Here is a 24,182-nt window from a genome sequence, read left to right as displayed (position 1 = left end):
CCCGGCCATGGTTACGGTTCACCGGTGGCCACGCACATGCACGGCCAGCAGATCGCGGCGCAAGCTGAGCAAGCTGCGCAGCGCTTCGGCCACCGGCGCGGAGAGCTCGCGCACACCGGCCTCATGGCGCTCGAGCTTGACCAGCAGGGCCGACAAATCGGTGCATTCGACGCCTTCATCGGCGCAGATGGCCCGCACCTCGCGCTCCAGAATGTCGAGAATACGGCGCGTTTGCGGCTCCATGGGCCTACGCTATGGCTTCATCAGGCGACGCGCGCGGTCAGCAATGGCGAGCAGCTCGGGTAACTCCCGCGAATACAACAGCTCGCCGAATTGCTGCAACGCATCAGAGCTGACATAGAGGTGACCGTTGCGCCGCCGATTGATCCAGCCCAGTTCGGTCAGGCGGGCGATTTTGCGCCGCACGGTCTCACGCGGCAGACCGGTGGCCGCGGCAATCGAATAAGCGTTGCAGGGACGCAATTCAAGCCGATCACAAACGTCTTCGGCGCCGCTGGCCGGGTTGAGCTGTTGATGTCCATTTTCGCGCTCGCCCAGATTGTGTAGCGCAATCTCACCCAACAAAATGGGCAGCAGGATGTCGCGCTCGAATTCATCGAAGATACGCTTGAGGCTGCGCACTTGATAGCGCGCTAGCAGCACCGCCACCGCACGAAAAATGCGCCGCGCCTCGGGGGAGCGTCCATGCGCTTGACGCACTGCTGCTGGGGTATTGGGGGGTTTGATTGTTGTCATGTATTCCTGCTCCCTCTACCCGTACGAGGGGCCTCCCGGACCAGGATTGCGTGTGTTGTTTTGTGCCGAGCATACCCTATCCTCATCTACGCAACCGGGCTTGCAGTCCCCAAAATGGGCAGCGATGCAACCCGGCAGACCCCGATGGGCTCACCTTTTCCGCTCGCGTTTTCGGGCGCGCGGATGAGCAGCATCGTAGACCTTGGCCAGGTGTTGGTAATCCAGGTGGGTGTAGACCTGGGTGCTTTGGATGCTGGCATGGCCCAGCAATTCCTGTACCGCGCGCAGATCGCCGCTCGATTGCAGCAGATGGCTGGCAAAGCTGTGGCGCAGCATGTGCGGATGGACATGCACGCCTACTGCGGCCAGACGCGCCCAGCGCGCCAGCCGGCTGCGGATGGCCGCAGGGCTCAGACGATCACCGCGCTGACTGACGAATAATGCCTGCTCCTCCGCCTTGGCCAGTGCCGGGCGCTGGGCCAGCCAGGCGCGCAGCGCGGCAATCGCCTTGCCACCCACGGGCAGGCTGCGGGTTTTGCCGCGTTTGCCGGTCACGGTGATCAAGCCTTCGTCCAGCTCGGCCACGCGGTTCATGCTCAGACCGGCCAGTTCGGCCAGCCGCAAGCCGGAAGAATAGAAAAGTTCGAACATCGCGCGGTCACGCAAAGCCAGCGGGCCGTCATCGGTCTCTGCATCGAGCAGCGCCTGGGCCTGATCAGGCGACAGCGCCTTGGGCAGCCGCCGCGGCGCGCGCGGCGGACGTAGCCCTTCGACCGGGTTGGCCGCCAGTCCGCGATGGCGCACCAGCCAGCGATAAAAGCCACGCCATGCCGACAGCCGACGAGCGATCGAACGTCCACCCAGCCCTTGACCGTGCAAGCGGGCCATGAACGCGCGGATGTCATGCGCACCAAGCGCCTCCGGCGCGCGCCCCGCTGCCAGACGGCAGAGCGCTGCCAGATCCCGCCGGTAGTTCTCCAATGTCAGTGCTGCCGCCCGCCGCTGGTTGCCCAGCCAGTCGAGGTAGGCGGTCATGCACTCGGGCAGCTCGATTGCGGTCTCGCCCACCGGTTTTAGCCGAGTTGCCGCAGTAAGGCGACCGACACCAGTTCGCCGATGCGGCCCAGATAGAGCGTGCCCATGCCGGCATAGAAGCGTTCGGTCTCTTCGCTGCCGAGCGCGAGCAGGCCGAACACCTGGGCGCCGCGGCGCAGCGGCATCAGCGCCACCGAACGCACATGCGGGGCGGCTTGGCCGAACCAGCCGAGCACTTCGATATGGCCGGGCGCGCCACAATAGGGGTGACGCAGGTCGCCGGCGTAAAAGCGCACCGCTTCGCTGACTTCGGCGAAATCTTCGCCGTCATGGGCGATGACGCTGTTCCAGATGCGTAACGCCACATGCGGCACCGCAAAGTCTTCCTGCAGGTGATGAAACAGCGCATGACGCAGGCTGTCGTAATCGGCCGCATCTAGAAGAGCCAGACTGAAACGGTGCACTTTTTCGCCGAGTTCGTCGTTTTCTTCGCCAAAACGGATCAGTTCGGCGAGCTTGTGCTCCAATTGGCGGATTTTGTCGCGCAGCGCATGCAATTGACGTTCCGCCAGCGATATCGCCTGCCCGCCGTGCGGATGCGGCACGGTGAGCTCGGCGAAAAGCTCGCTATGCTGGGCGAGAAAATCGGGGTTTTGTTTGAGATAACGGGCGACATCGTCTGCGTTCATCGCGTGTTGGCTCCTGTCGCGCACACCCGGACAGCCGGCTGCGCGTGTTGATCGGCGCTCAGGCAAGCATCATCTCGCCTTCAAAAACGGTCACCGCCGGGCCGGTCATCATCACCGGCGCGCCACTCCCCGCCCAGGCAATCTCCAGCTCGCCGCCGCGGGTTTGCACCCGTACTGGCGAGCCTAACAGTCCGCGCAGGATGCCGGCCACCACCGCGGCGCAGGCGCCGGTGCCGCAGGCCAAAGTCTCGCCCGCGCCGCGTTCGTATACCCGCAGGCGGATGCACGAAGGCGACACCACCTGCATAAAGCCCGCGTTGACCCGGGCCGGAAAGCGCGGATGACGTTCGATGAGCGGCCCCTGAATGGCCACCGGCGCGGCATCGACATCGGCTACCACCTGCACCGCATGCGGATTGCCCATCGATACCGCGGTAATCGGCACCATGAGGCCGTCGACGTCCAGCGGCTGCACCACCGCATCGGAATCGGACAAAAACGGAATGCGCGCCGGCTCCAGCACCGGCACGCCCATGTCCACGGTCACCTGGCCATCGTCTTCCAGACGCGGGGCGATGATTCCGGCGCGGGTTTCGACACGGATTTCGCGTTTGGCGGTCAAGCCTTTGTCGTGCACAAAGCGGACAAAGCAGCGGGCGCCATTGCCGCATTGCTCCACCTCGCCGCCGTCGGCGTTGAAAATGCGGTAACGGAAATCCACGCCCGCCTGGCTGGGCGGCTCGACCACCAGCAGTTGATCGCAGCCCACGCCGAAATGGCGGTCGGCAATCCGGCGCACCCGCTCCGGGGTGAGTTCGACCGGTTCGCGCGTCGCGTCGATGACCACGAAATCGTTGCCAAGACCGTGCATCTTGGTAAAGCGTATGCGCATGAAGAGTGCATCCAATGAACAATGTGCGGATTGTCCTGCAGCGGCCGCGGCGCGTCCACCATCGCTGCCTTGTGCGAAAATCCGCGACCATGAACGACACACCCGCCACCATTCCGCTGACGGCCTGGCTGCTGGGGCTTCCCGGCCTGGTTTGTCTTGTGGCCGGCATCGTCCTGTTGGCCTTCGACTTTGGCACAGTGCATCCGCTGTTGGGCGGCACCGGCGCCGGTCTGGCGCTGCTGGTGTCGGCCGTGGCCCTACTTGGCAGCGCGGCTTTTCCGCTGGTGTTGCGCCGCCTGGCAGCACGCGACCGGCCGGCGGACGAGCGCCCTCAATAAGGCCGCGGCTCGCCTGCCGGCCGGGTTTTGAAGCGGCGATGCACCCAATAGTATTGCTCCGGCATGCCGCGAATGACCGTCTCCACCCAACGGTTCATGCGCGCGGTATCGGCCTCGATATCGGCGGTGGGAAAATCTGCCCACGGTTCGCCAAATTCCACCCGGTAGCCTTGGCCGCCGGGCAGCATGCGGGTCACGCAAGGCACCACCGCGGCATCGGCCAGCCGTGCCAAACGTGACAGACCGGTGATGGTGGCGGCAGGCACGCCAAAAAAAGGCACAAAAATCGAGTCTTTGCGCCGGTAATCCATGTCCGGCAAATAGTAAAACGGACGACCGGCCTTCATGGCCTTCACCGTGGCCCGCACACCGTCTTCGCGCGCCAGCAGTAACTGGTTGCCGAAGCGGCTGCGCCCATGCAGCAACCAGCGGTCGAACACCGGGTTTTTTTGCCGTGCGTAAATGCTGACGATGTCGAAGGCCATGGTGACCCGTGTGCCGCCCATGTCCAGACCGACGAAATGCGGCGCCAGCAGGATGACCGGCCGGCCGGCAGCCAAAAGTTCCCGCACCCGCCCGTCACCATCGAAGCGCACTAGGCGTTCGATACGCGAGCGCGGCGCCCACCACAGCAGGCTGCGCTCCAGCAGGCTACGGCCCAGCACTAGAAAGTGCCTGCGCGCCAGCGCGTGACGGGCAGTATCGTCCAATTCGGGAAAACACAGGCGCAAATTGGTGTCGACGATATGACGACGCCGGCGCGCGACACGGTATAGCAGCCCACCGAAGACTTCCCCCAGAGGCGCGAGCGCCGACATTGGCAGCCAATGCAATAGCCACAAAACCGCCACACCCAGGTGGCTGAACACACGCCCGGGGACTTGGCCAGGCGCGCTGCGGGACTGCTTGCTCATCGACACGCGCCCCCAAACATACGCGGCCGGCTCATGCGCCAAGCTCGGGCGCCGGTACGCCCTTGGGCCGCTTGTAACGGTGGTAGCCCCACAGGTATTGCGCCGGACAGGCCAAAATGAGCCGTTCGATATTGCGGTTGATAGCCGCACAACGGGCTTGCAGCGTTCCGACGAGCGGCTCACTGCCTGGACTGAAACGCAGCACGAACCCTTGCCCACGCGGCAGGCGCTCGGCCCACACATAGAGCACCGATACGTTTTTGGCCTCGGCCATGCGCGCGGCCAGCGTCATGGTCCACGCCGGACGGCCGAAAAACGGCGCCCACACGCCCTCGCCCACGCCTGGCGCCTGATCGGGCAACATGCCCACCGCCTGGTGATCGCGCAAGGCTTTGACCAGTTGACGCACACCGGAGACATCCGCCGGCGCGGTGCGCATTTGCCCGCGTGCACGGCCAGCTTCCATTAGCGGCTGCAAAGCCGCCTTGCGCGGCGGACGGTAGAGCACAGTAATCGGCATGAAGCGAGCAACATACTGCGCGGTGATCTCAAAACAACCCAGGTGGGGGGTCAGGAACAACAGGCCACGGCCTCCAGCATGTGCGGCTTCGACATGCTCCCAACCCTCCACATGGCGTACCGCCGCGGCCACCTCCTCGGCCGGGCGTAGCCACAACCAGGGCAGCTCCAGTGCCTGCCGGCCAGCCTCACACACCGCTTGGCGGACAAGCGCGCTGTCATGCCGCCCGATGGCCAGCGCAAGGTTGTCTTGCAGACGGCGACGGTAGCCGGCGTCTGCGCAATAAACCAACCAGCCCGCCCAAGCGCCCAAGAGATGGAGCACCCGCAAAGGCAGGCGCGAAAGCATGCGGAACAACAACTCGGTGATCACGGTCTGCAATAGCGCGGCGCAAAAAAAAGGACGGCCGATTTGACCGGCCGGTTCGAAAGCCTATAATTATTGCCCAGTCGCCGAGTTAATACGACAACTTGCAGGGCGGCCGCCGGTTTCCGCGTCTCAGTCGGCACAAAAATACTGCTAAAGCGTCGGCTGCTCGTGAAATCCCCGGAGTCGGCCACGACGCCACAAGCACCGGGGATTTTTCATTTTTTGGAGCAGCGCATGTCTAGAGAATTTCTCTTCACCTCCGAATCGGTCTCCGAAGGCCATCCCGACAAAGTCGCCGACCAGGTCTCGGACGGGGTGCTCGACGCCATTCTGGCCGACGATCCGCACGCCCGTGTAGCCTGCGAAACTTTGGTCTCCACCGGTCTGGTGGTCATTTCGGGCGAAATCACCACCTCCGCACACCCGAACTATCGTGAGATCGCCCAGGACGTGATCCGCCGGATCGGTTACGACAGCTCTGACATCGGTTTCGACTATAAAAGCTGCGCGGTGCTGGCGGCAATCAACCGGCAGTCGCCGGACATCGCCCAGGGCGTCAATGAAGGCGAAGGGCTGGAACTGGAGCAGGGCGCCGGCGACCAGGGGCTGATGTTCGGCTATGCCTGCAACGAAACACCCAGCCTGATGCCGCTGCCGATCCACTACGCCCACCGCATCATGCAGCGCCAGGCCGAAGTGCGTAAAAGCGGCCGCCTGCCGTGGCTGCGTCCGGATGCCAAAAGCCAGCTCACCGTGAAGTACGTGGACGGCAAGCCGGTGGCGATCGACACCGTGGTGGTGTCCACCCAGCACAGCCCGGAGATTTCCCACGCACAGATTTCCGAGGCGGTGATCGAGGAAATCATCAAACCGGTGCTGCCGCCGGCGCTGATGCAGGGCAATGTCCGCTACCTGATCAACCCGACCGGACGCTTCGTCATCGGCGGCCCGCACGGCGACTGCGGCCTGACCGGGCGCAAGATCATCGTCGACACCTATGGCGGCGCGGCCCACCATGGCGGCGGCGCCTTCTCCGGCAAAGATCCTTCCAAAGTGGACCGCTCAGCGGCCTACGCTGGGCGCTATGTGGCCAAGAACGTGGTCGCCGCTGGACTTGCCGACAAGTGCGAGGTGCAGGTGGCCTATGCCATCGGGGTGGCCAAGCCGGTGAGCCTGATGGTCAACACCTTCGGCACCGGCAAGATCAGCGATGAAAAAATCGTCGACCTGATCCGTGGGCACTTCGACCTGCGTCCCAAGGCCATCATCCAGACCCTGGATCTGCTGCGGCCGATCTATTCCAAGACCGCCGCTTACGGCCACTTCGGCCGCGACGAACCGGAATTTACCTGGGAGCAGACCGACAAGGCCGCGGCGCTACGCGCCGAGGCTGGACTGTAAAAATGTAAGCGACTGCAACGGCCGCACTGCCTGGGCGGCCCTTGCTATGCTTGCACCCCACCGCTCTTCGATTGCCTGAAATCCTACCCTTGTCCATGTTCGAACATATCGCTTTGCTCCTTCTCGGTCTGGTCATCCTCGTGGTCGGCGCCGACCTGATGGTGCGCGGTGCGGCACGGCTGGCAGTGTCCTTGGGCATCTCACCGCTGGTCGTCGGGCTGACCGTGGTTGCCTTCGGCACCAGCGCACCGGAGTTGGCAGTATCGGTGAACGCCACGCTGTCGGGCGCGCCGGATCTGGCCGTCGGCAACGTGGTCGGCAGCAACATTGCCAATGTCTTACTGATCCTTGGCATCTCAGCACTGATCACCCCGCTGGTGGTCGCCGAGCAGATCATCCGCCAGGAAATCCCGATCATGATCGGCGCCTCTTTGCTGCTGGTGGTGATGGCTCTAGACGCTGACATCAGCCGCTTCGAAGGCGGCGTGCTGTTTGCGCTGATAGTGGCGTACACCGTGTTTCTGATCCGCCAGTCGCGCAGCGCCTCGAAGGCGGCAGAAGAAGAGTTTGCCAGCGAAATCCCCAGCTCGAATTGGGACCGCCATTGGAGCGTGCAACTGGCGCTGATCGTGGTCGGGCTGGGCATGCTGGTGCAAGGTGCCGATTGGCTGGTCGACGGCGCCGTGGCGCTGGCCAAAGCCTTCGGGGTGAGCGATCTGGTGATCGGTCTGACCGTGGTCGCGGTCGGCACCTCGATGCCGGAAGTGGCCACCTCGATCGTCGCCGCGGTGCGTGGCCAGCGCGACATCGCGGTGGGCAATGTGGTAGGCAGCAATGTATTCAATATCTTTGCGGTCATCGGCGCCGCCGGCCTGGTGTCTGCGACCGGCATCCCGGTGTCGGAAGCCGCGCGCAACTTCGACCTCTGGGTGATGCTGGCGGTAGCCTTTGCCTGCCTGCCCATTCTGATCACCGGACGCGAAATCGCCCGCTGGGAGGGCGGCGTGTTCCTGGGCTATTACGTGGCCTACACCGCCTGGCTGGTGTTGTCCGCACAAAAGCACGCCGCACTGCCGGCGTTTTCCAATGTCATGCTCGGTTATGTGATACCGCTGACCGTGATCACCCTGATCGTCTCGGTGGTGTGCCACAATGGGCGCGCCTCCGGTGACTGACAAGAGCCCGGAGACGCGCCAGATTCGTTGTCGGCGCATGCGCCGCACAGTGATACCACAGTGATACAATAGCGGCCAATTTTTCCGAGGAGCGTTGCAAGGCGCCGCATTCGCCGGCCCCCAGGCTCGGAAAGCCGTCCGCCCGGTGCGGCGGCCGCTTGAACGGCGCTCACCCGAAGCACCCTGACGGTGCTTCGCTTCTCAACCCCGCCGGGTTGGGGATGCCGGGTGAGCCTTCAAGCCTCTCTCCCCTCCCCCCCCGGTCATCGCATGGAGACGTTCATGAACGCTGTGACTGAGTTCAAGGATTACGTGGTGGCCGATTTGTCGCTGGCCGACTGGGGTCGGAAGGAAATCCTCATTGCCGAGACCGAAATGCCTGGCCTGATGGCAATCCGCGAGGAGTACGCCGCCCGCCAGCCGCTCAAGGGTGCGCGCATTTCCGGTTCCTTGCACATGACCATCCAAACCGCGGTGCTGATCGAGACGCTGACTGCGCTGGGCGCCGAGGTGCGTTGGGCCTCGTGCAACATCTTCTCTACCCAAGACCACGCCGCCGCGGCGATGGCCGCCTCCGGCGTTCCGGTATTCGCGGTCAAGGGCGAGTCGCTGGAAGACTATTGGACCTACACCCACCGCATCTTTGAGTGGCCAGACGGCGGCTACAGCAACATGATCCTGGACGACGGCGGCGACGCCACCTTGCTCTTGCACCTGGGCGCGAAAGCCGAGAAGGATTTGTCGGTTTTGGACCACCCGGACAGCGAGGAAGCCAGCGTGCTCTTTGCCGCCATCCGCAAAAAGCTGCAAACCGATCCCACTTGGTACTCCACCCGGCTGGCGCAGATCAAAGGGGTGACCGAGGAAACCACCACCGGTGTGCACCGGCTGTACCAAATGCACGCCAAAGGCGAGTTGAAGTTCCCGGCCATCAACGTCAATGATTCGGTCACCAAGAGCAAGTTCGACAACCTCTATGGCTGCCGAGAATCCCTGGTCGACGGCATCAAGCGCGCCACCGACGTGATGATTGCCGGCAAGATTGCCGTGGTCTTGGGCTATGGGGATGTGGGCAAGGGCTGCGCGCAATCGCTGCGCGGGCTGGGGGCCACCGTATGGATCACCGAAATCGATCCGATCTGCGCCCTGCAGGCAGCCATGGAAGGTTACCGCGTGGTCACCATGGAAGAGGCCGCAGCCGTGGGCGACATTTTCGTCACCGCCACCGGCAATATCGGCGTCATCACCCATGAGCACATGAAAGCGATGAAGCACAACGCCATCGTGTGCAACATTGGCCACTTCGACTCCGAAATCGATGTCGCCAGCCTGCGTCAATACCAGTGGGAAAACATCAAACCGCAGGTCGACCACATCGTCTTCCCGGACGGCAAGCGCATCATTCTGCTGGCCGAAGGCCGCCTGGTGAACTTGGGCTGCGCCACCGGTCATCCGAGCTTCGTGATGAGCAACTCTTTTGCCAACCAGACGCTGGCGCAGATCGAACTCTATACACGCACCAGCGACTATCCGGTCGGCGTCTACGTGCTGCCGAAGAAGCTGGACGAAATGGTCGCGCGCCTGCACCTCAAAAAAATCGGCGCCCAACTTACCGTGCTCAGCCCCGCACAGGCCGACTACATCGGGGTGCCGGTCGAAGGGCCGTACAAACCCGACCACTACCGCTACTGAACGGCCCTTGCAGCGTCAAGCCGTCGGGCTGCACAGGCCGGATCGGCACCGATTGCCATGTCGATGAACTCCTTTCACGCGCGCGCCAGGCGGCCGCGACCGAGCGTCGGCCAGCACCGCCCGGCAACGCGCGCAGACGGCATGTTGCGCGCCGACGCCCTGCTGGTGGCGCAGGGTCTGGTCGAATCCCGTACCCGCGCCCGCCAGTTGATCGAGAACGGGCGGGTGAGCTGGGACGGCGGCACGGTCGCCAAGCCGGCGCAGGAGCTGCCGGTGTCGGCGCGGCTTACCGTGGCCGCGGACGAAGCCGACCGCTATGTATCGCGCGGCGGCCTCAAGCTCGCCGGCGCGCTGGCGGCCAGCGGCGTGGCGGTGGCCGGACGGATCTGCCTGGACGTGGGCCAGTCGACCGGCGGCTTTAGCGACTGTCTGCTGGCCGCCGGTGCTGCCCGCGTGGTGGGCATCGATGTGGGCCACGGCCAGCTCCATCCACGGCTGGCCAAAGTGCCGCACTGCATCACCCTGGAAGGTGTCAATGCTCGCCATCTGACCGCGGCCGTATTGGGCGAGCATTACCCGCCCGGTGGCTTCGATGTCATCGTCTGCGATGCCAGCTTCATCTCGCTCACCCTGCTGCTTCCCCAATGGCCCGCGCTGCTGGCCGCCGACGGTGACATCCTCGCGCTGGTCAAGCCGCAATTCGAAGTCGGCCCGCAGGAGCTGGCCAAAGGCGGCATCGTGCGCGATGCCCGTCTGTACCGCGAGGTGGAAAAAAAACTCCGTGCCGCCGCGCAAGAAATCGGACTGGCGGTGTGCGGCTGGTACGATTCCCCCATCGCGGGCGGCGACGGCAACCGCGAATTCTTTATCTGGATGCAACACTCCGACCATGCAGGCCATTGAACTGTCGATCGAATTCTTCCCTCCGCAAACACCCGAGGGGGCCGAAAAACTGCGCACGGTGCGCGAGCGTCTGGCGGTTTTGCAGCCGGCCTTTTTCTCGGTCACTTACGGCGCCGGCGGCTCCACCCGCGAGCGTACCTTTGCCACCGTGCAGGAGATCGCCGCCGCCGGCTTTGAAGCCGCCCCGCACCTGTCCTGCATTGGCGCCAGCCGCGCACAGTTGCGCGCCATCCTCAAGGAGTACGAGGAAGCCGGTATCCGCCGCATCGTCGCGCTGCGCGGCGATCTGCCCTCGGGCGTGGGCACCACCGGCGAGCTACGTTACGCCAGCGAGCTGGTGGAATTCATCCGCGCCGAAACCGGCCGGCGTTTCATCCTCGAGGTGGCCGCCTATCCGGAATGGCACCCGCAAGCCAAAAGCCCGCGCGACGATCTGTTGGCTTTTCAACGCAAGGTGGCCGCCGGTGCGGATTCGGCGATCACCCAGTATTTCTACAACCTCGACGCCTACCTGCATTTCGTCGATGAAGTGCGCGCGCTGGGCATAGACATCCCAATCGTGCCCGGTATCATGCCAATTACCAGCTTTGCCAGGCTGGCGCGCTTCTCAGATGCCTGCGGTGCCGAAATCCCGCGCTGGATGCGGCGCAAGTTCGAAAGCTTTGGCGACGACTCGGCGTCGATCCGCGCGTTCGGCCTGGATGTGGTCACCGACCTATGCCAGCGCCTGCTCGAAGCCGGCGCACCCGGCCTGCATTTTTACTGCATGAATCAGGCCGAACCCACGCTGGCGATCTGCGAGCGGCTTGGACTCGGCCCGCACGCCCGGTAAGCTGTGCGGCCAACCGCGGCAAAGTGGCACCGGGCCGGGTGGGCCAACGATGCCCAGCCGCCTACGCAGGCCGCCTGGAACCAAACAGTGGACACCGCCATGACCGATACCGCCTCTGCCAGTGCCCAGCTCTCCGGCCAGCAACGATTGCTGGCGCATTGCCGTAGCCAACTCCTGGCCAACCTGGAAGCCTTTGCGCGCAGTATCGGCTTCATCGAGCAAAAGACGATTGCGGCCTTTGTAGACGAGGCGGCGCGCTGCCACGACGAACTCGTCGGCCTGCACGACCGGCGCGGCTTCGAACAGGCGCACGGACTGACCGCCTCGCGGATCAGCCTGGTCCATGAGCACGACCTCGAATTCACCCTGGAACTTACTGCGCTCGCCCGGCGGCTGCGCGACTATTGCCGAATCGAACTCAGCCGCCTGCACGGGCGCTACATGATGCTGCTCGGGCAACGCGACGCCGCGGAAGAGCAAACCCCGGTGGGCCCGGAAACGGTGTGCCGCGCGCTACGCGCGCTGGCCGATGCAGCCGGCTTCGATCCGGCGCAACGGTTGCAATTCCTTGAACGCTGCGGCGAACCGTTGGCGCGCACCCTACGCGCCACCTACCGCGAGTTGGGCGCGACCCTGGATGCGGCTGGTCTGAGGCCGCATCGGGCCAGCGCGCCGGCGCCACGGCCGGAAGATCGTGCGCCAGAACCCACACGCGCCGACCAGCCGTCGCACACCGCCGACACTGACGCACGCATCGCCACGCTGGTACAGCCGGCGCTGGCCCTGGCCGAACGCGCCGAGCGCCGCGAACACGCGCTCATTGAGGCCACCGCCGTAATCGAGCGCCTGCTGCGCGCCGACACGCCGAATGTCATCGGGCAGTTTCTCGCCCACTGGTGGCTGCCGCTTCTTGCCCGGCTGCACTACAACCATGGCGGCGAGCATCCGCAATGGCGGATTTGCTGCGAGCTGGCCAAACGTCTGGCGCAGAGCATCCACCCGCCCACCGAGCCGCAGGCGCGCACACGCTGGGCCGACGCGCTGCCGACGCTCAACCGCAAGCTCGCCCAGGGACTTGCTGCCTTGGGGCTGGCCGAAGAGGCCCAACGCGCCGCCCTGGCCCCCTGCATCACCGCGCAGCAGGCCGCGCTGGCCGGCACCTTGCTGCCGCCCGGACAGGCGCCCACCCCGGCCCCGGCCACGCTGAGCGCACCGCTTGGCGCCAACGGTCTGCGCATCTTCAACCACAACCGCTACGCCATCGGCGCACCGCCCCCGCACCCGGCGGCCACGGCGACCCGCGGCGACTGGCTCGCCATCGATCTGCCCGACGGCAGCGCGATGCGTGGCTGCATTGGATGGACCGGCGCCACCGGATATGTGGTGGTGCTGGCCGATCCGGCCGTCCCGCGCGTGCTGATCGCCACCCGGCGCGCGCTAGCCGAGGCGGCAGCCGCCGGACGCTGCCGCCTCGGCTAGCACACGGCCAGCTAAACGCCCCTCAGCGCCGGCCGCCACCCAGCAAGGAACCGAGCAGGCCGCGCACGATCTGCCGGCCAATGGCGCTGCCCACCGTGCGGGTCACGGTTTTGGCGGCAATCTGCACCAAACCGTCTCGCCGCCCGCCGCGCGGACCGGTGGAGCCGAACAGAATGTCGCTCAAACCGCCGCCGACCGCGGATGACTCTGCCGGCGCCGCGGCGCGCCCGCCCACCGACGGCGCTTGCACGGCAGCCGCCTCGGCCTGCGCACGCAGCCGCTCGTAGGCTGACTCGCGATCGAGCACCTGCTCGTAATGGCCGTACAACACCGATGCGCGAATCGCCGCCTCGCGCTCGGCCAGCTCCAGCGGCCCAATGCGCGAGCACGGCGGAATCACCCAAGCGCGTTCGACCACCTCGGGACGCCCTTTGTCATCCAGAAAAGACACCAGCGCCTCGCCCACCCCCAGTTCAGTGATCGCGCTGGCGGCATCGAAGGCCGGGTTGGCACGCAGCGTGCTGGCTGCAGTCTTGACCGCCTTCTGGTCGCGCGGGGTGAATGCGCGCAGCGCATGCTGCACCCGATTGCCGAGCTGGCCGAGCACCGCGTCGGGCACATCGAGCGGATTCTGGGTGACGAAATACACCCCCACGCCCTTGGAACGGATCAGCCGCACCACCTGTTCGATCTTGTCCACCAGCGCCTTGGGCGCATCGTCGAACAACAAATGGGCCTCGTCGAAAAAAAACACCAGCTTGGGCTTGTCCAGGTCGCCCACCTCGGGCAAGTTCTCGAACAGCTCGGCCAGCAGCCACAGCAAGAAGGTGGCGTAGAGCTTGGGCGATTGGTAGAGGCGGTCGGCCACCAGCACGTTGACCACCCCGCGTCCGTCGGCGTCGGTCTGCATCAGGTCGGCGATATCCAGCATCGGCTCGCCAAAAAAAACATCGCCGCCCTGGCTCTCCAAGGCCAGCAGATTGCGCTGGATGGCGCCGATCGAGGCGGCCGAAACATTGCCGTACTCGGTGGTGAAAGATTTGGCGTTCTCGCCCACGTACTGCACCATCGCGCGCAAATCTTTGAGGTCGAGCAGCAGCAGGCCATGGTCGTCGGCGATTTTGAACACCAGTTGCAGCACCCCGGCCTGGGTGTCGTTGAGGTTCAGCAGGCGCGCGAGCAAAAGCGGCCCCATATCGGTGATGGTGGCGCGTACCGGGTGGCCGGCCGCACCGAACACATCCCAGAACACCGCGGTATTGGCGCGCGGGGTGAAGTCCTCGATGCCGATCGCCGCCAAGCGCTGCATGAGTTTGGGAGAGGCGACGCCCGCGGCGCCGATGCCGGACAGATCGCCCTTGACATCGGCCATGAACACCGGCACACCGATGGCCGCGAAGCTTTCAGCCAGCTTTTGCAAGGTCACCGTTTTGCCGGTGCCGGTGGCGCCGGTGATCAGGCCATGGCGGTTGGCCAGACGGGGCAGCAAATACAGGGTTTTGTCGCCCGCGCGGGCAATTGGCATAGGTTCGGCCATGATGGGGCTCCTCGTTTCCGGGTTCTCTTGCGTTCAACGCTCGCCGCAACCGGCCACGCAGCTTCGGTAATGGTCATCACAATCGGTCGCGCGGCAGGCAAACAGCGTATCGCCGCAGGCGCGTACACAAGCATTCCAGGCGTGCTGACCGGGCGGGGGCGCGGCCAGCCGCAAGCGCGCGGCACTGCGTGCCTGGCACCCCGGCAAGTCAAAGTCACGCGGCGGGCCTGGCAGCAGCACCCATTGCTCCGGGGTGAAACGCAGTGCGGCCTGCAAAGCAGCCAGCTCTGCGCTGCCGTTGATCAAACCTGCACGCAACAGACTCTCCAGCCCCCAGCAATCGGCGCGCTGCGCCTGCGCCACGGTCAGGGGCCGATCCAGCGGCAAGGCAAGATTGTGGCGCGCGCACTCATGGGCATAGAAAAAAAGCCGCGCAGCCGGGATAAGCTCCGGTAACAGTTGTGGGTTGTAGCGGATCACCTGGCGCCCAGCCTCGACATGGGTGCCGGCCACCACCGGCGAGGCCGGATCGGCCACCGAAAGCACCGGGCGGCCGCGCGCATCGGTGCAGCCGTGATAAGAAATCGTCTCTTGCGCGAAAACCAGCGGCGCAAAGCTCACCGCCCACAAGACCAGCACACATTGCCGTAACATAGCGCTCATGAACGAAACCCTTGAAGTGCAATCCGGTCAGCATACCACCGGTACGCCCTTGTCCGGCCTTGCGCGCCGGTCTGTATAATTGCCGCCTCTTACACACCAACCGGCAGCATCGAGGGTATTTTCCATGGCGGGTCATTCCAAATGGGCCAACATCCAGCACCGCAAGGGACGTCAGGACGCCAAGCGCGGCAAGATTTTCACCCGATTGATCAAGGAAATCACGGTCGCCGCCAAACTGGGAGGCGGTGATCCGGGCGCCAACCCGCGCCTGCGCCTGGCCATCGACAAGGCCAAGGCCGAGTCCATGCCCAAAGAGAATATCGAAAACGCCATCAAGCGCGGCACCGGTCAGCTCGAAGGCGTTGCCTACGAAGAAGCCCGTTACGAAGGTTACGGCATCGGCGGCGCGGCGGTGATGGTCGATTGCCTGACCGACAACAAAACCCGCACCGTGGCCGACGTGCGCCATGCGTTCTCCAAGTACGGCGGCAACCTTGGCACCGACGGTTGCGTGGCCTTTCAGTTCAAGCATTGCGGCCAATTGCTGTTCGCCCCCGGCACCGACGAGAACGCGCTGATGGAAGCTGCGCTGGAAGCCGGTGCCGAGGATGTGGTGAGCCACGACGACGGCTCGATCGAAGTCATCACCGCTCCGTGGGAATTCACCGCGGTCAAAGAGGCGCTGGAAGCCGCCGGTTTTTCCGCCGAGTTCGGCGAAGTCACCATGAAGCCGCTCAACGAAACCGTGCTGAGCGGCGACGAAGCCGCGCGCATGCAAAAGCTGCTCGACGCACTCGAAGCGCTGGACGACGTGCAGGAAGTGTACACCTCTGCGGTGCTGGAGACCTGATCCCGGCACCGCGTAACGCCGCAGCGGGTCCAGCGCAGGAATTTTTCAACGGCCTGCCAAGTCGCGCCTGCCATTCACCCACCACGGGCCGCCCGCTGCGGCCCGTTGGTTTTGTCCGTGCGCTGCGCTGTACCGGTCAATCGGCGTGTCGCTGTGCCTTCTGTGGCCGCCACCGAGCGGGCAACATGCGCCCATGAACAGCTCCCCGACCGCTTCGCTCTCCACCGCTGCGCCGCTTTTGTTCGTTTTGCTGTGGAGCACCGGCTTCATCGGCGCCAAGTTCGGCCTGCCTTATGCCGAGCCGCTGACGTTTTTGTCGACCCGTTACCTGCTGGTGATCGGCCTGATGCTCGGCGTGGCGCTCGCCACCCGCGCGCCCTGGCCGAAACGCCCGCAGGAGTATTTGCACATCGGCGTCTCCGGTCTGCTGCTGCACGCCGGCTACCTGGGTGGGGTGTTCATCGCCATCGACCGCGGTCTGCCGGCCGGCGTCACCGCCTTGGTGGTTGGTCTGCAGCCGCTGCTGACCGCGCTGGGGGCAGGCTGGCTGCTCGGTGAGCGGGTGAGTCTGCGCCAGTGGGCAGGGCTGGCACTGGGCTTTGCCGGGGTGGCACTGGTGGTCGGGGCCAAGGCCGGCACCGACAGCACCAGCCTGGCCACGCTGTGGCATGCGTTGCTGCCCGCGCTGGCGGCCTTGCTGGCCATTACCGGCGGCACGCTTTATCAAAAGCGCTTCTGCCCGCGCTTCGATTTACGTAGCGGCGCGGTGATCCAGTTCGTGCCCACGCTGGCGGTGTCCGCGCTGGCCGCCAGCCAGACCGAGACGATGCAGATCGACTGGCAGGGCGAGTTCGTCTTTGCCCTGTTGTGGTTGGTGCTGGTGCTCTCGGTTGGCGCCATCAGCCTGCTCAATCTGCTGATCCGTCATGGCAGCGCGGTCAACGTGGCCAGCCTGTTCTACCTCACCCCACCGACGACCGCGCTGATTGCCTGGGCGATGTTTGGCGAAACCCTGGCCCCGCCGGCGCTGGCCGGCATGGTGGTGGCCGTGGCAGGCGTATGGTTGGCGCGCAAGGGCTAGAATCGGCACTTTACCCGGCAAAGGAGCAGGCCATGGAACTATCCACCACCCCGACCCTGGAAGGCCGTCCAATCCGCAAGTACCTGGGCGTGGTCACCGGCGAGGCGATCATCGGCGCAAATATCTTCAAGGATATGTTCGCCTCGATCCGCAACATCGTCGGCGGACGCGCCGGCGCCTATGAGCGCTCGCTGACCGACGCGCGCCAACTGGCGATGGATGAGATGGCCGAACAGGCCGCCCGCCTGGGTGCCAACGCAGTGGTCGGCATCGACATCGACTACGAAGTGCTGGGCGCTGACAACGGCATGCTGATGGTGTGCGTCAGCGGCACCGCGGTGGTGACCGCTTGAGTACCGCCGCGGCCTCCGGCGCGCTCACCACCCGCATTCTGGGGCTGGACCCCGGATTGCGGGTGACCGGCTTTGGGCTGATCGACCGTCTCGGCAGCCAACTGCGCTACGTGGCCAGCGGCACCATCCGCACCGCGGACGGAGATCTACCCGGCCGGCTGCGCACCCTGCTCGACGGCGTGCGCGAGGTGATCCACACCTACACCCCCGACCAGGTCGCGGTGGAAAAGGTGTTCGTCAATGTGAACCCCAACTCCACCTTGTTGTTGGGTCAGGCGCGCGGCGCGGTGATCTGCGGCGCGGTAAGCTGCGACCTGCCGGTGGCCGAATACACCGCGCTGCAAGTCAAACAGTCGGTGGTCGGCTACGGCAAAGCCAACAAGGAACAGGTACAGCACATGGTGCAGCGGCTGCTCGCGCTGCCTGCGCCCGCCGGGCCGGATGCGTCGGACGCGCTGGCCTGCGCGATCTGTCATGCCCACGGCGGGGCCGGCCTGGCGGTGCTGGCCGGCGGCGGCACCCGGCGACGCGCCGGCCGCCTGATCTTGGCCCCCGGCGAACCTGGCGCGCGCTGAAAGCGCCCACACCGGCAGCCGCCGATTGCGCCGGGTAAGGCGACCGGCCGGCGCACCGCGCAACGCCGCCGATGACCGACCGCAGTCGTTTTTCAACGGCCTGTTAAAGCCTGCCCGCAATATGGCCGTAGATATGGCCATATACTGTTGCGGAGCCAGCGCCCCGTCGGCGCGCATTCCGATTCAACACCACACGCGACACGCATATGAAAACCATTTTCCTGGTCGATGATTCGGCCACCATTTTGCTGAGCATTTCCGGCATCCTGACCAAAGCAGGCTACGCCGTGGAAAAGGCCGCTAACGCTCAAGAGGCGCTGAAAAAATTCCAGGCCGGGGTCAAAGCCGATTTGTTGATCACCGATCTGAACATGCCGGGCATGAACGGCATCGAACTCATCAAGGAAGTGCGCAAGCTGCCCGCTTACCGCTTCATGCCGATTCTTTTCCTCACCACCGAATCGCAACAGTCGAAAAAGGCCGAAGCCAAGGCTGCCGGCGCCTCCGGCTGGATCGTCAAACCGGCCACGGCCGACGAGTTGCTCAACACCATCAAGCTGGTCATGCGCTGAGCTGCCCAAGGACGACAACCATGGACTTCAACGCCCTGCTTCGCCGCTCCATCCTGGTCGCCGCCGTAGTGGCGCTGGGGGCGGGTACCACGGTTTATTTTTTCAACGACTGGTTTCACGACGACTTTCTGGTCCGGCTCAAAATTGCCCAACCGTTGGGCGACGCCTTGGGCACCGTGCTGATCGTCGCGGTGGCCGCGCTGGCCCAACGCCTGGTGTCGCTGGCTTTTTTCCGGGACCACATGTTTGGCCTGAGCACGGTGCAAGAAAAGCTCCAATCGGCCTCCCACAAGGTGGCGGCGGTCCATGAGGAAGTGGCCCGCGAACTTCGCACCGTGCCCACCTACAACGGCGTGTTGCGCGATCAACTGGCCAGTGTCGTCCAGCAGACCGAACAGGCCGCTTACGACATCACCAGCCGGCTGCAGGCCATCGACGAAGTGGTCGGCCGTCTGAACGATTTCGTCGCCCAGACTTCCCGTGAATCCGACGAACTGGCTGCGGATTCCGAGCAAAAATTTGCGCAAAACCAGCGTTTGATCGGCCAGATGCGCGACTACATCGCCGCCCGTATCGCCGAAGCGCAGGCCGACCAGGCGCGCGTGGCACAGGTGGTCCATGAAGCGCGATCGCTGGAATCGCTCACCAAGCTGATCAAAGACATCGCCGCGCAAACCAATCTCTTGGCGCTCAACGCGGCCATCGAAGCGGCGCGCGCTGGTGAGGCCGGACGCGGCTTTGCGGTGGTGGCCGACGAGGTGCGCAAACTGTCGGCGGAGACCGAAAAAGCGGTGGTGGCGATCAACCAGGGCATCCAGGGCGTGGCCAGCACCATCGAAGTGCAGTTGCAGGAAAAACTCTCGTCGATGAATCTGAACAAAGAGCAAGCCGCGCTCGGTCAGTTTGCCGACCAACTGGTGCAACTGGGCGACAGCTACGAAGCGCTGCTCCGTCACCAGGGCGCGGTCATCGACACGGTGCGCGATAGCAGCCAGAAGCTCGCCACCATGTTCATGGAAACCATGGCCAGCGTGCAGTTCCAGGATGTCACCCGGCAGCAGATCGAGCATACCGCCGAGGCGCTGGCACGCCTGGACGAGCATCTTGCCGGTCTGGCCGAACGCCTGGCGCAAGCCGACAACCCGGATTTCAACTATGTGCCGTTGGCCGAGCATCTGGATCAGCTCTATGCCCGCTACGTCATGGAAAGCCAGCGCAGCACCCACAAACAGAGCCTGCAACAGCACAGCGAAGCGCCCACCGGCAGTCCGAAAGTCGAACTGTTCTGACCCGCGTCATTTTACGGAGACGCATCGATGAGCACTTGCCCCCCCGCAGTCCGGCGTCTGGCGATCGTCGAAGACATGACCATCTACAACGCCGTGGCACAGAAAAAAACCTTGGTCGATGCCCTGACCGACTGCGATCGGCTGGAACTGGATTTGTCCGCGGTGGCCGAAATCGACACCGCCGGCTTCCAGCTTCTGGTGCTGATCAAACGCGAAGCCGCGCGCCTGGGCAAGCAGGCCCACATCGTGGCGCACAGCCAGGCGGTCAGTCAGATCGTGGATTTCTACAATATGGCCGCCGAATTCGGCGATCCGATGCTGGTGCCGGCACAGGAGGCGCGTTAGAGCGATGGACGAGATTACCGCCGTTTTTGTTACCGAAAGCCGCGAGCAACTGCAGGCCATGGAGACGGCGCTGCTGCAACTGGAGGACAAACCGGACGACGCCGACATTCTCGGCGCGGTGTTTCGCGCCGCGCACACCATCAAAGGTGGGGCGGGCGTCATCGAGTGCGATTTCCTGGTGGCTTTCACCCACGTGGTGGAAAGCGTGCTGGATAGGCTGCGCAACCGGGAGATCGCCGCCAACACCGATCTCATTGCGCTGCTGCTAGCCTGCACCGACCACATGGGGCAGCTCATTGGCGTGCTCGAATCCGGCGCCAACGCGCCAGACGAGGCCCTTCAGGCCGAAGGCGACGCCCTGCTCGCCCGCCTGCAGCGCGACTGGCTGGCGGAGGCGGGCAGCGCGCAAAATTCGAGCAGCGCGCCGCCCGCCCCCAAGGCCGCAGAAGTGCACACCAGCGGCGGCGGCGTGGTGGAGACCGACTGCTGGCATATTTCGCTGCGTTTCGGTCCGGATGTGCTGAAAAACGGCATGGACCCGCTGTCTTTTCTGCGCTACCTCGGCACCCTGGGCCGCATCGAGCGCATCGAAACCCTGGCCGATGCCATGCCGCCGGCCGATGAGATGGACCCGGAGTGCTGCTACCTGGGCTTTGAAATCAGCTTTGCCTCGGATGCCGACAAGGCGACCATCGAGCGGGTGTTCGACTTCGTGCGCGACGAGTGCACCCTGCACATCCTGCCGCCGAAAAGCCGCCTGGCCGACTACATCCAACTGATCATGGCGCTGCCCGAAGACCCGATGCGCTTGGGCGAAATCCTGGTGCGCATCGGCGCGCTCACCCCGGCCGAACTCGAAGCCGGATTGGCCGCGCAAGCCGCGCAAACGGCGGCCGAGGGCTCGGCACCCGACCCCCACGCCAAGCCACCGCTGGGCGAGATCCTGGTCGAACACCAGGCGGTGCAGCCGGAGTTGGTAGAAGCTGCGGTGGTCAAACAAAAGCAGGTCAATGAGAAGAAAGCGGCCGAAGCGCGCCTGATCCGCATCCAGGCCGACAAACTCGACCGGCTGATCGACCTGGTGGGCGAACTGGTCATTGCCGGCGCCAGCGTGAATCTGCTGGCCAGCCGCGCCGGCCAGACCGATCTCACCGAGGCGACCTCCATCGTCAGCCGTCTGGTGGAAAACATCCGCGACGCGGCCTTGCAACTGCGCATGGTGCAGATCGGCGAAACCTTCAACCGCTTCAACCGGGTGGTGCGCGATGTCTCCAAGGAACTGGGTAAAGACATCGAACTGGTCATTTCCGGCGGCGACACCGAACTGGATAAATCGGTGGTGGAAAAAATCGGCGATCCGCTGATGCACCTGGTCCGTAACGCCATCGACCACGGTATCGAGCCGCCCGAAGTGCGCGCCGCACGCGGAAAGCCGCCACGCGGCCGGCTGGAACTCAACGCTTTTCACGACTCGGGCAGCATCGTCATCGAAATCGCCGACGACGGCGGCGGCCTGAACCGCGAAAAAATCACCCGCAAAGCCATCGAGCGCGGCCTGATTGCCAGCGGCCAAAGCCTGTCCGACAGCGAAATTCACAGCCTGATCTTCGAACCGGGCTTTTCCACCGCTGAGCAGGTGTCCAACCTGTCCGGCCGCGGCGTAGGCATGGACGTGGTCAAGCGCAACATCCAAAGCCTGCGCGGCCGGGTCGAAGTCAGTTCAAAAGAAGGCGAAGGTACCCGCTTTGCCATCCGCCTGCCGCTGACCCTGGCGATCATCGACGGTTTTTTGGTCGGCGCAGGCCCGGCCAGTTACGTGATCCCGCTGGATATGGTGGTCGAATGTATCGAACTGCAGACCGAGGCCGGTTTACGCAACTATCTCAATCTGCGCGGCGAAGTCCTGCCCTTCATCCGTCTGCGCGAGCTGTTCGAAATCCCCGGCCCACGCCCCCGACGTGAAAACGTGGTGGTGGTCAAAGCCGCCGGCCAAAAAGCCGGCATCGTGGTCGATCAGTTACTAGGCGAATTCCAGACCGTCATCAAGCCGCTCGGCCATCTGTTCCGCAACCTGCGCGGCATCGGCGGCTCCACCATTCTAGGCTCGGGCGAGGTGGCGCTGATTCTCGATGTGCAGGCGCTGACCCAACTGGCCGCAGGCAGCGAAGAAGCGATACTTGCCCCCAAACAGGCCGGACGCAACAGCTTGGCCGGCTGAACGACACCCGGCTCCCCCCCCTTGCTCTGTCGTAGGAGACTGTCCATGCTCAACAATCTCAGGATCGGCATCCGTCTCACCATGGCCTTCGCGGTCGTGGTGGTGCTGCTGTGCGCGATGGCGCTTTTTAGCATCACCCGCATCGACGATCTGGCCCAAGACATCAATCTGATGGTTTCGGATCGCTTCCAAAAAACGGTGTGGGCCAACAACATCATCGACGATGTCAATCTCGCCGCTCGCGCCACCCGCAATGCGGTGCTGGTCCCCACACGCGCCGAAGCGGAGCGCGAAATGGCGCGCCTGCCCCCGGCCTCGGCCCGAATCACCGAGAATCTGGACAAATTGCGCAGCACCATCGACTCGCCCGAAGGTATCGCGCTATTGCGTACCGTAGAGACCACACGCGCCGCCTATGTGACTGAACTCGGCAACCTGCGCCGCCTGATCGAAGCCGACAACCGTGAAGCGGCCACCGCCCTGCTCATGGGCGAAATGCGCAAGGCGCAGACGGCCTATTTGGACAGCCTGAACGCACTCATCGCCTATCAGGGCAAACTCATGGAAGACAGCGGCAAGCAAGCGCTGGCAGCCGCAGAGCGCGCACGCCTGTTGATGATCGTACTGTCGGCGGCTGCCGTGGCACTGGCCCTGCTTTTCGCTTTTCTGATCACCCGCTCGATCACCCGCCCGCTGGCCCAGGCGGTCTGTGCGGCCAATGCGCTGGCCGAAGGCGACCTCAGGGTGCAGATCGACGCCCGCTCGCGCGATGAATTGGGCCAGTTGCTCGGCGCCATGCACCACATGGTAGAGAAGCTTTCGCAGATCATCGGTGACGTGCGTGGCGCCGCCGACAATCTGTCTTCGGCCTCCAGCCAAGTCTCTGCCACCGCCCAGTCGCTGTCGCAAGGCGCTTCCGAGCAGGCCGCCAGCGTCGAGGAAATCTCCGCCACCCTGGAACAGACCTCCGCCAGCGTCCATCAGAACGCCGAAAACGCCCGGGTCACCGACGGCATCGCCACCAAGGCCGCCACCGAGGCCGCCGACGGCGGCAGCGCGGTGCGTGAGACCGTCGAGGCCATGAAAGCCATCGCCGACAAAATCGGCATCATCGACGACATTGCCTACCAGACCAATCTGCTGGCCCTGAACGCCGCCATCGAGGCCGCCCGCGCCGGCGAGCACGGCAAGGGCTTCGCAGTAGTCGCCGCCGAAGTGCGCAAACTGGCCGAGCGCAGCCAGGTGGCCGCTCAGGAAATCGGTGAGCTGGCCGGCTCCAGCGTCAAACTGGCCGAAAAAGCCGGCCACCTGCTCGATGAAATGGTGCCCTCGATCCGCAAAACCTCCGATCTGGTGCAGGAAATCGCCTCGGCCTCGGAAGAACAGGCCGGCGGCGTCACCCAGATCAACCAGGCGGTGAGCCAGTTGAGCCAAGCCACCCAGCAAAACGCCTCGGCCTCCGAAGAGCTCGCCGCCACCGCCGAGCAATTGGGCTCGCAGGCCGAACAACTGCAAGCGCTGATGCAGTTCTTCCAGCTCAACGAAGCGCCGGCCGGCGGCGTGCGGCGCTCGCACACCGCCCCACCTGCCACACCCACCCCCTCGCGCAAGCCGGCAGCCGCCAAGCCCGCCCGTAAGCCCTCGCCCGCCCCGGCCGCCACGGTGGACGAGCAGGATTTCGAACGCTTCTGAAGGACTTCGCTC

25 protein-coding genes and 1 riboswitch are annotated in these 24,182 nt (G+C 64.6%); of the genes, 16 read left to right on the top strand and 9 right to left on the bottom strand.

What is annotated here, in order from left to right; translation table 11 throughout:
- Positions 1-18: 18 nt before the first annotated feature.
- The 5 genes from DIE29_RS01735 to dapF all read right to left on the bottom strand — a co-directional run bounded on the left by DIE29_RS01735 (position 19) and on the right by dapF (position 3,372).
- On the bottom strand, positions 19-243 hold the full coding sequence (locus tag DIE29_RS01735) for a hypothetical protein (protein ID WP_114649018.1): 225 nt from the start codon (positions 241-243) through the stop codon (positions 19-21).
- A 9-nt stretch (positions 244-252) separates the two neighbouring features.
- Positions 253-756, bottom strand: a complete 504-nt coding sequence (locus DIE29_RS01730; protein WP_237269490.1) for a helix-turn-helix domain-containing protein — start codon at positions 754-756, stop codon at positions 253-255.
- A 150-nt stretch (positions 757-906) separates the two neighbouring features.
- Positions 907-1,791, bottom strand: a complete 885-nt coding sequence (gene xerC, locus DIE29_RS01725; RefSeq protein WP_114650228.1) for a tyrosine recombinase XerC — start codon at positions 1,789-1,791, stop codon at positions 907-909.
- Between the two features lie 38 nt (positions 1,792-1,829).
- Positions 1,830-2,480 (bottom strand): DUF484 family protein, encoded by a 651-nt coding sequence (locus DIE29_RS01720; protein WP_114649016.1) that lies wholly within the window; start codon positions 2,478-2,480, stop codon positions 1,830-1,832.
- Positions 2,481-2,538: 58 nt separating this feature from the next.
- A complete protein-coding gene (gene dapF, locus DIE29_RS01715; RefSeq protein WP_108079513.1) occupies positions 2,539-3,372 on the bottom strand; it encodes a diaminopimelate epimerase in 834 nt (277 codons plus the stop codon).
- 89 nt (positions 3,373-3,461) lie between these two features.
- Between dapF and DIE29_RS01710 the strand changes: the two genes are divergently transcribed.
- Positions 3,462-3,710, top strand: coding sequence for a hypothetical protein (locus DIE29_RS01710; RefSeq protein WP_114650227.1), 249 nt, complete (start codon positions 3,462-3,464; stop codon positions 3,708-3,710).
- Here the strand turns inward: DIE29_RS01710 and DIE29_RS01705 are convergent.
- Both DIE29_RS01705 and DIE29_RS01700 read right to left on the bottom strand, forming a co-directional pair.
- Positions 3,704-4,624 carry a lysophospholipid acyltransferase family protein gene (locus DIE29_RS01705; protein ID WP_114649015.1) on the bottom strand — a complete coding sequence of 307 codons (921 nt, stop codon included), beginning with the start codon at positions 4,622-4,624 and terminating at the stop codon, positions 3,704-3,706. The genes DIE29_RS01710 and DIE29_RS01705 overlap by 7 nt on opposite strands.
- Before the next feature lie 31 nt (positions 4,625-4,655).
- Entirely contained in the window at positions 4,656-5,516 is an 861-nt protein-coding gene (locus DIE29_RS01700; RefSeq protein ID WP_237269489.1) for a lysophospholipid acyltransferase family protein, read from the bottom strand.
- A gap of 231 nt (positions 5,517-5,747) precedes the next feature.
- Between DIE29_RS01700 and metK the strand changes: the two genes are divergently transcribed.
- From metK to DIE29_RS01670, 6 genes are all read left to right on the top strand, one after another.
- Positions 5,748-6,914: a methionine adenosyltransferase gene (gene metK / locus DIE29_RS01695; protein WP_114649014.1), complete on the top strand. Its 1,167-nt coding sequence runs from the start codon at positions 5,748-5,750 to the stop codon at positions 6,912-6,914.
- Positions 6,915-7,009: 95 nt separating this feature from the next.
- Positions 7,010-8,089 carry a calcium/sodium antiporter gene (locus DIE29_RS01690; RefSeq protein ID WP_114649013.1) on the top strand — a complete coding sequence of 360 codons (1,080 nt, stop codon included), beginning with the start codon at positions 7,010-7,012 and terminating at the stop codon, positions 8,087-8,089.
- Between the two features lie 80 nt (positions 8,090-8,169).
- A riboswitch (S-adenosyl-L-homocysteine riboswitch) is annotated at positions 8,170-8,267 on the top strand.
- Positions 8,268-8,371: 104 nt separating this feature from the next.
- Positions 8,372-9,781 carry an adenosylhomocysteinase gene (ahcY, locus tag DIE29_RS01685; protein WP_114649012.1) on the top strand — a complete coding sequence of 470 codons (1,410 nt, stop codon included), beginning with the start codon at positions 8,372-8,374 and terminating at the stop codon, positions 9,779-9,781.
- Between the two features lie 63 nt (positions 9,782-9,844).
- On the top strand, positions 9,845-10,684 hold the full coding sequence (locus tag DIE29_RS01680) for a TlyA family RNA methyltransferase (protein WP_237269488.1): 840 nt from the start codon (positions 9,845-9,847) through the stop codon (positions 10,682-10,684).
- Positions 10,671-11,516, top strand: coding sequence for a methylenetetrahydrofolate reductase [NAD(P)H] (metF, locus tag DIE29_RS01675; protein ID WP_114649010.1), 846 nt, complete (start codon positions 10,671-10,673; stop codon positions 11,514-11,516). Before DIE29_RS01680 ends, metF begins: the two co-directional genes overlap by 14 nt.
- A 99-nt stretch (positions 11,517-11,615) precedes the next feature.
- The gene (locus DIE29_RS01670) at positions 11,616-12,995 is read left to right on the top strand and encodes a DUF1631 family protein (protein WP_162860573.1); all 1,380 of its coding nucleotides are present in this window, start codon (positions 11,616-11,618) and stop codon (positions 12,993-12,995) included.
- Between the two features lie 22 nt (positions 12,996-13,017).
- On the opposite strand, the gene DIE29_RS01665 is transcribed toward DIE29_RS01670, so the two are convergent.
- Positions 13,018-14,532 carry a helicase HerA-like domain-containing protein gene (locus DIE29_RS01665; protein WP_114649008.1) on the bottom strand — a complete coding sequence of 505 codons (1,515 nt, stop codon included), beginning with the start codon at positions 14,530-14,532 and terminating at the stop codon, positions 13,018-13,020.
- Between the two features lie 33 nt (positions 14,533-14,565).
- Positions 14,566-15,195: a hypothetical protein gene (locus DIE29_RS01660; RefSeq protein ID WP_162860572.1), complete on the bottom strand. Its 630-nt coding sequence runs from the start codon at positions 15,193-15,195 to the stop codon at positions 14,566-14,568.
- Between the two features lie 124 nt (positions 15,196-15,319).
- Here DIE29_RS01660 and DIE29_RS01655 point away from each other — a divergent pair, with 124 nt between their 5' ends.
- From DIE29_RS01655 to DIE29_RS01615, 9 genes are all read left to right on the top strand, one after another.
- A complete protein-coding gene (locus DIE29_RS01655) occupies positions 15,320-16,045 on the top strand; it encodes a YebC/PmpR family DNA-binding transcriptional regulator (protein WP_102040746.1) in 726 nt (241 codons plus the stop codon).
- Positions 16,046-16,238: 193 nt separating this feature from the next.
- Positions 16,239-17,126 (top strand): DMT family transporter, encoded by an 888-nt coding sequence (locus DIE29_RS01650; protein WP_114649006.1) that lies wholly within the window; start codon positions 16,239-16,241, stop codon positions 17,124-17,126.
- Between the two features lie 32 nt (positions 17,127-17,158).
- Positions 17,159-17,479, top strand: coding sequence for a heavy metal-binding domain-containing protein (locus DIE29_RS01645; RefSeq protein WP_102040744.1), 321 nt, complete (start codon positions 17,159-17,161; stop codon positions 17,477-17,479).
- Entirely contained in the window at positions 17,476-18,054 is a 579-nt protein-coding gene (gene ruvC, locus DIE29_RS01640; protein WP_102040743.1) for a crossover junction endodeoxyribonuclease RuvC, read from the top strand. Before DIE29_RS01645 ends, ruvC begins: the two co-directional genes overlap by 4 nt.
- 206 nt (positions 18,055-18,260) lie before the next feature.
- A complete protein-coding gene (locus DIE29_RS01635) occupies positions 18,261-18,626 on the top strand; it encodes a response regulator (RefSeq protein ID WP_102040742.1) in 366 nt (121 codons plus the stop codon).
- Between the two features lie 20 nt (positions 18,627-18,646).
- Positions 18,647-19,915: a methyl-accepting chemotaxis protein gene (locus DIE29_RS01630; RefSeq protein WP_114649005.1), complete on the top strand. Its 1,269-nt coding sequence runs from the start codon at positions 18,647-18,649 to the stop codon at positions 19,913-19,915.
- A 27-nt stretch (positions 19,916-19,942) separates the two neighbouring features.
- On the top strand, positions 19,943-20,260 hold the full coding sequence (locus DIE29_RS01625; protein ID WP_102040740.1) for an STAS domain-containing protein: 318 nt from the start codon (positions 19,943-19,945) through the stop codon (positions 20,258-20,260).
- 4 nt (positions 20,261-20,264) lie between these two features.
- Entirely contained in the window at positions 20,265-22,478 is a 2,214-nt protein-coding gene (locus tag DIE29_RS01620) for a chemotaxis protein CheA (protein WP_114649004.1), read from the top strand.
- A gap of 45 nt (positions 22,479-22,523) precedes the next feature.
- Positions 22,524-24,170 (top strand): methyl-accepting chemotaxis protein, encoded by a 1,647-nt coding sequence (locus DIE29_RS01615; RefSeq protein ID WP_114649003.1) that lies wholly within the window; start codon positions 22,524-22,526, stop codon positions 24,168-24,170.
- Positions 24,171-24,182: the final 12 nt, after the last annotated feature.

This window comes from Pseudothauera hydrothermalis (assembly GCF_003345255.1).
In the GTDB taxonomy this organism is placed as follows: Bacteria; Pseudomonadota; Gammaproteobacteria; order Burkholderiales; family Rhodocyclaceae; genus Pseudothauera; species Pseudothauera hydrothermalis.
Note: the sequence above shows the minus strand (reverse complement) of the source record. Positions and strands in the feature narration are given on the sequence as shown.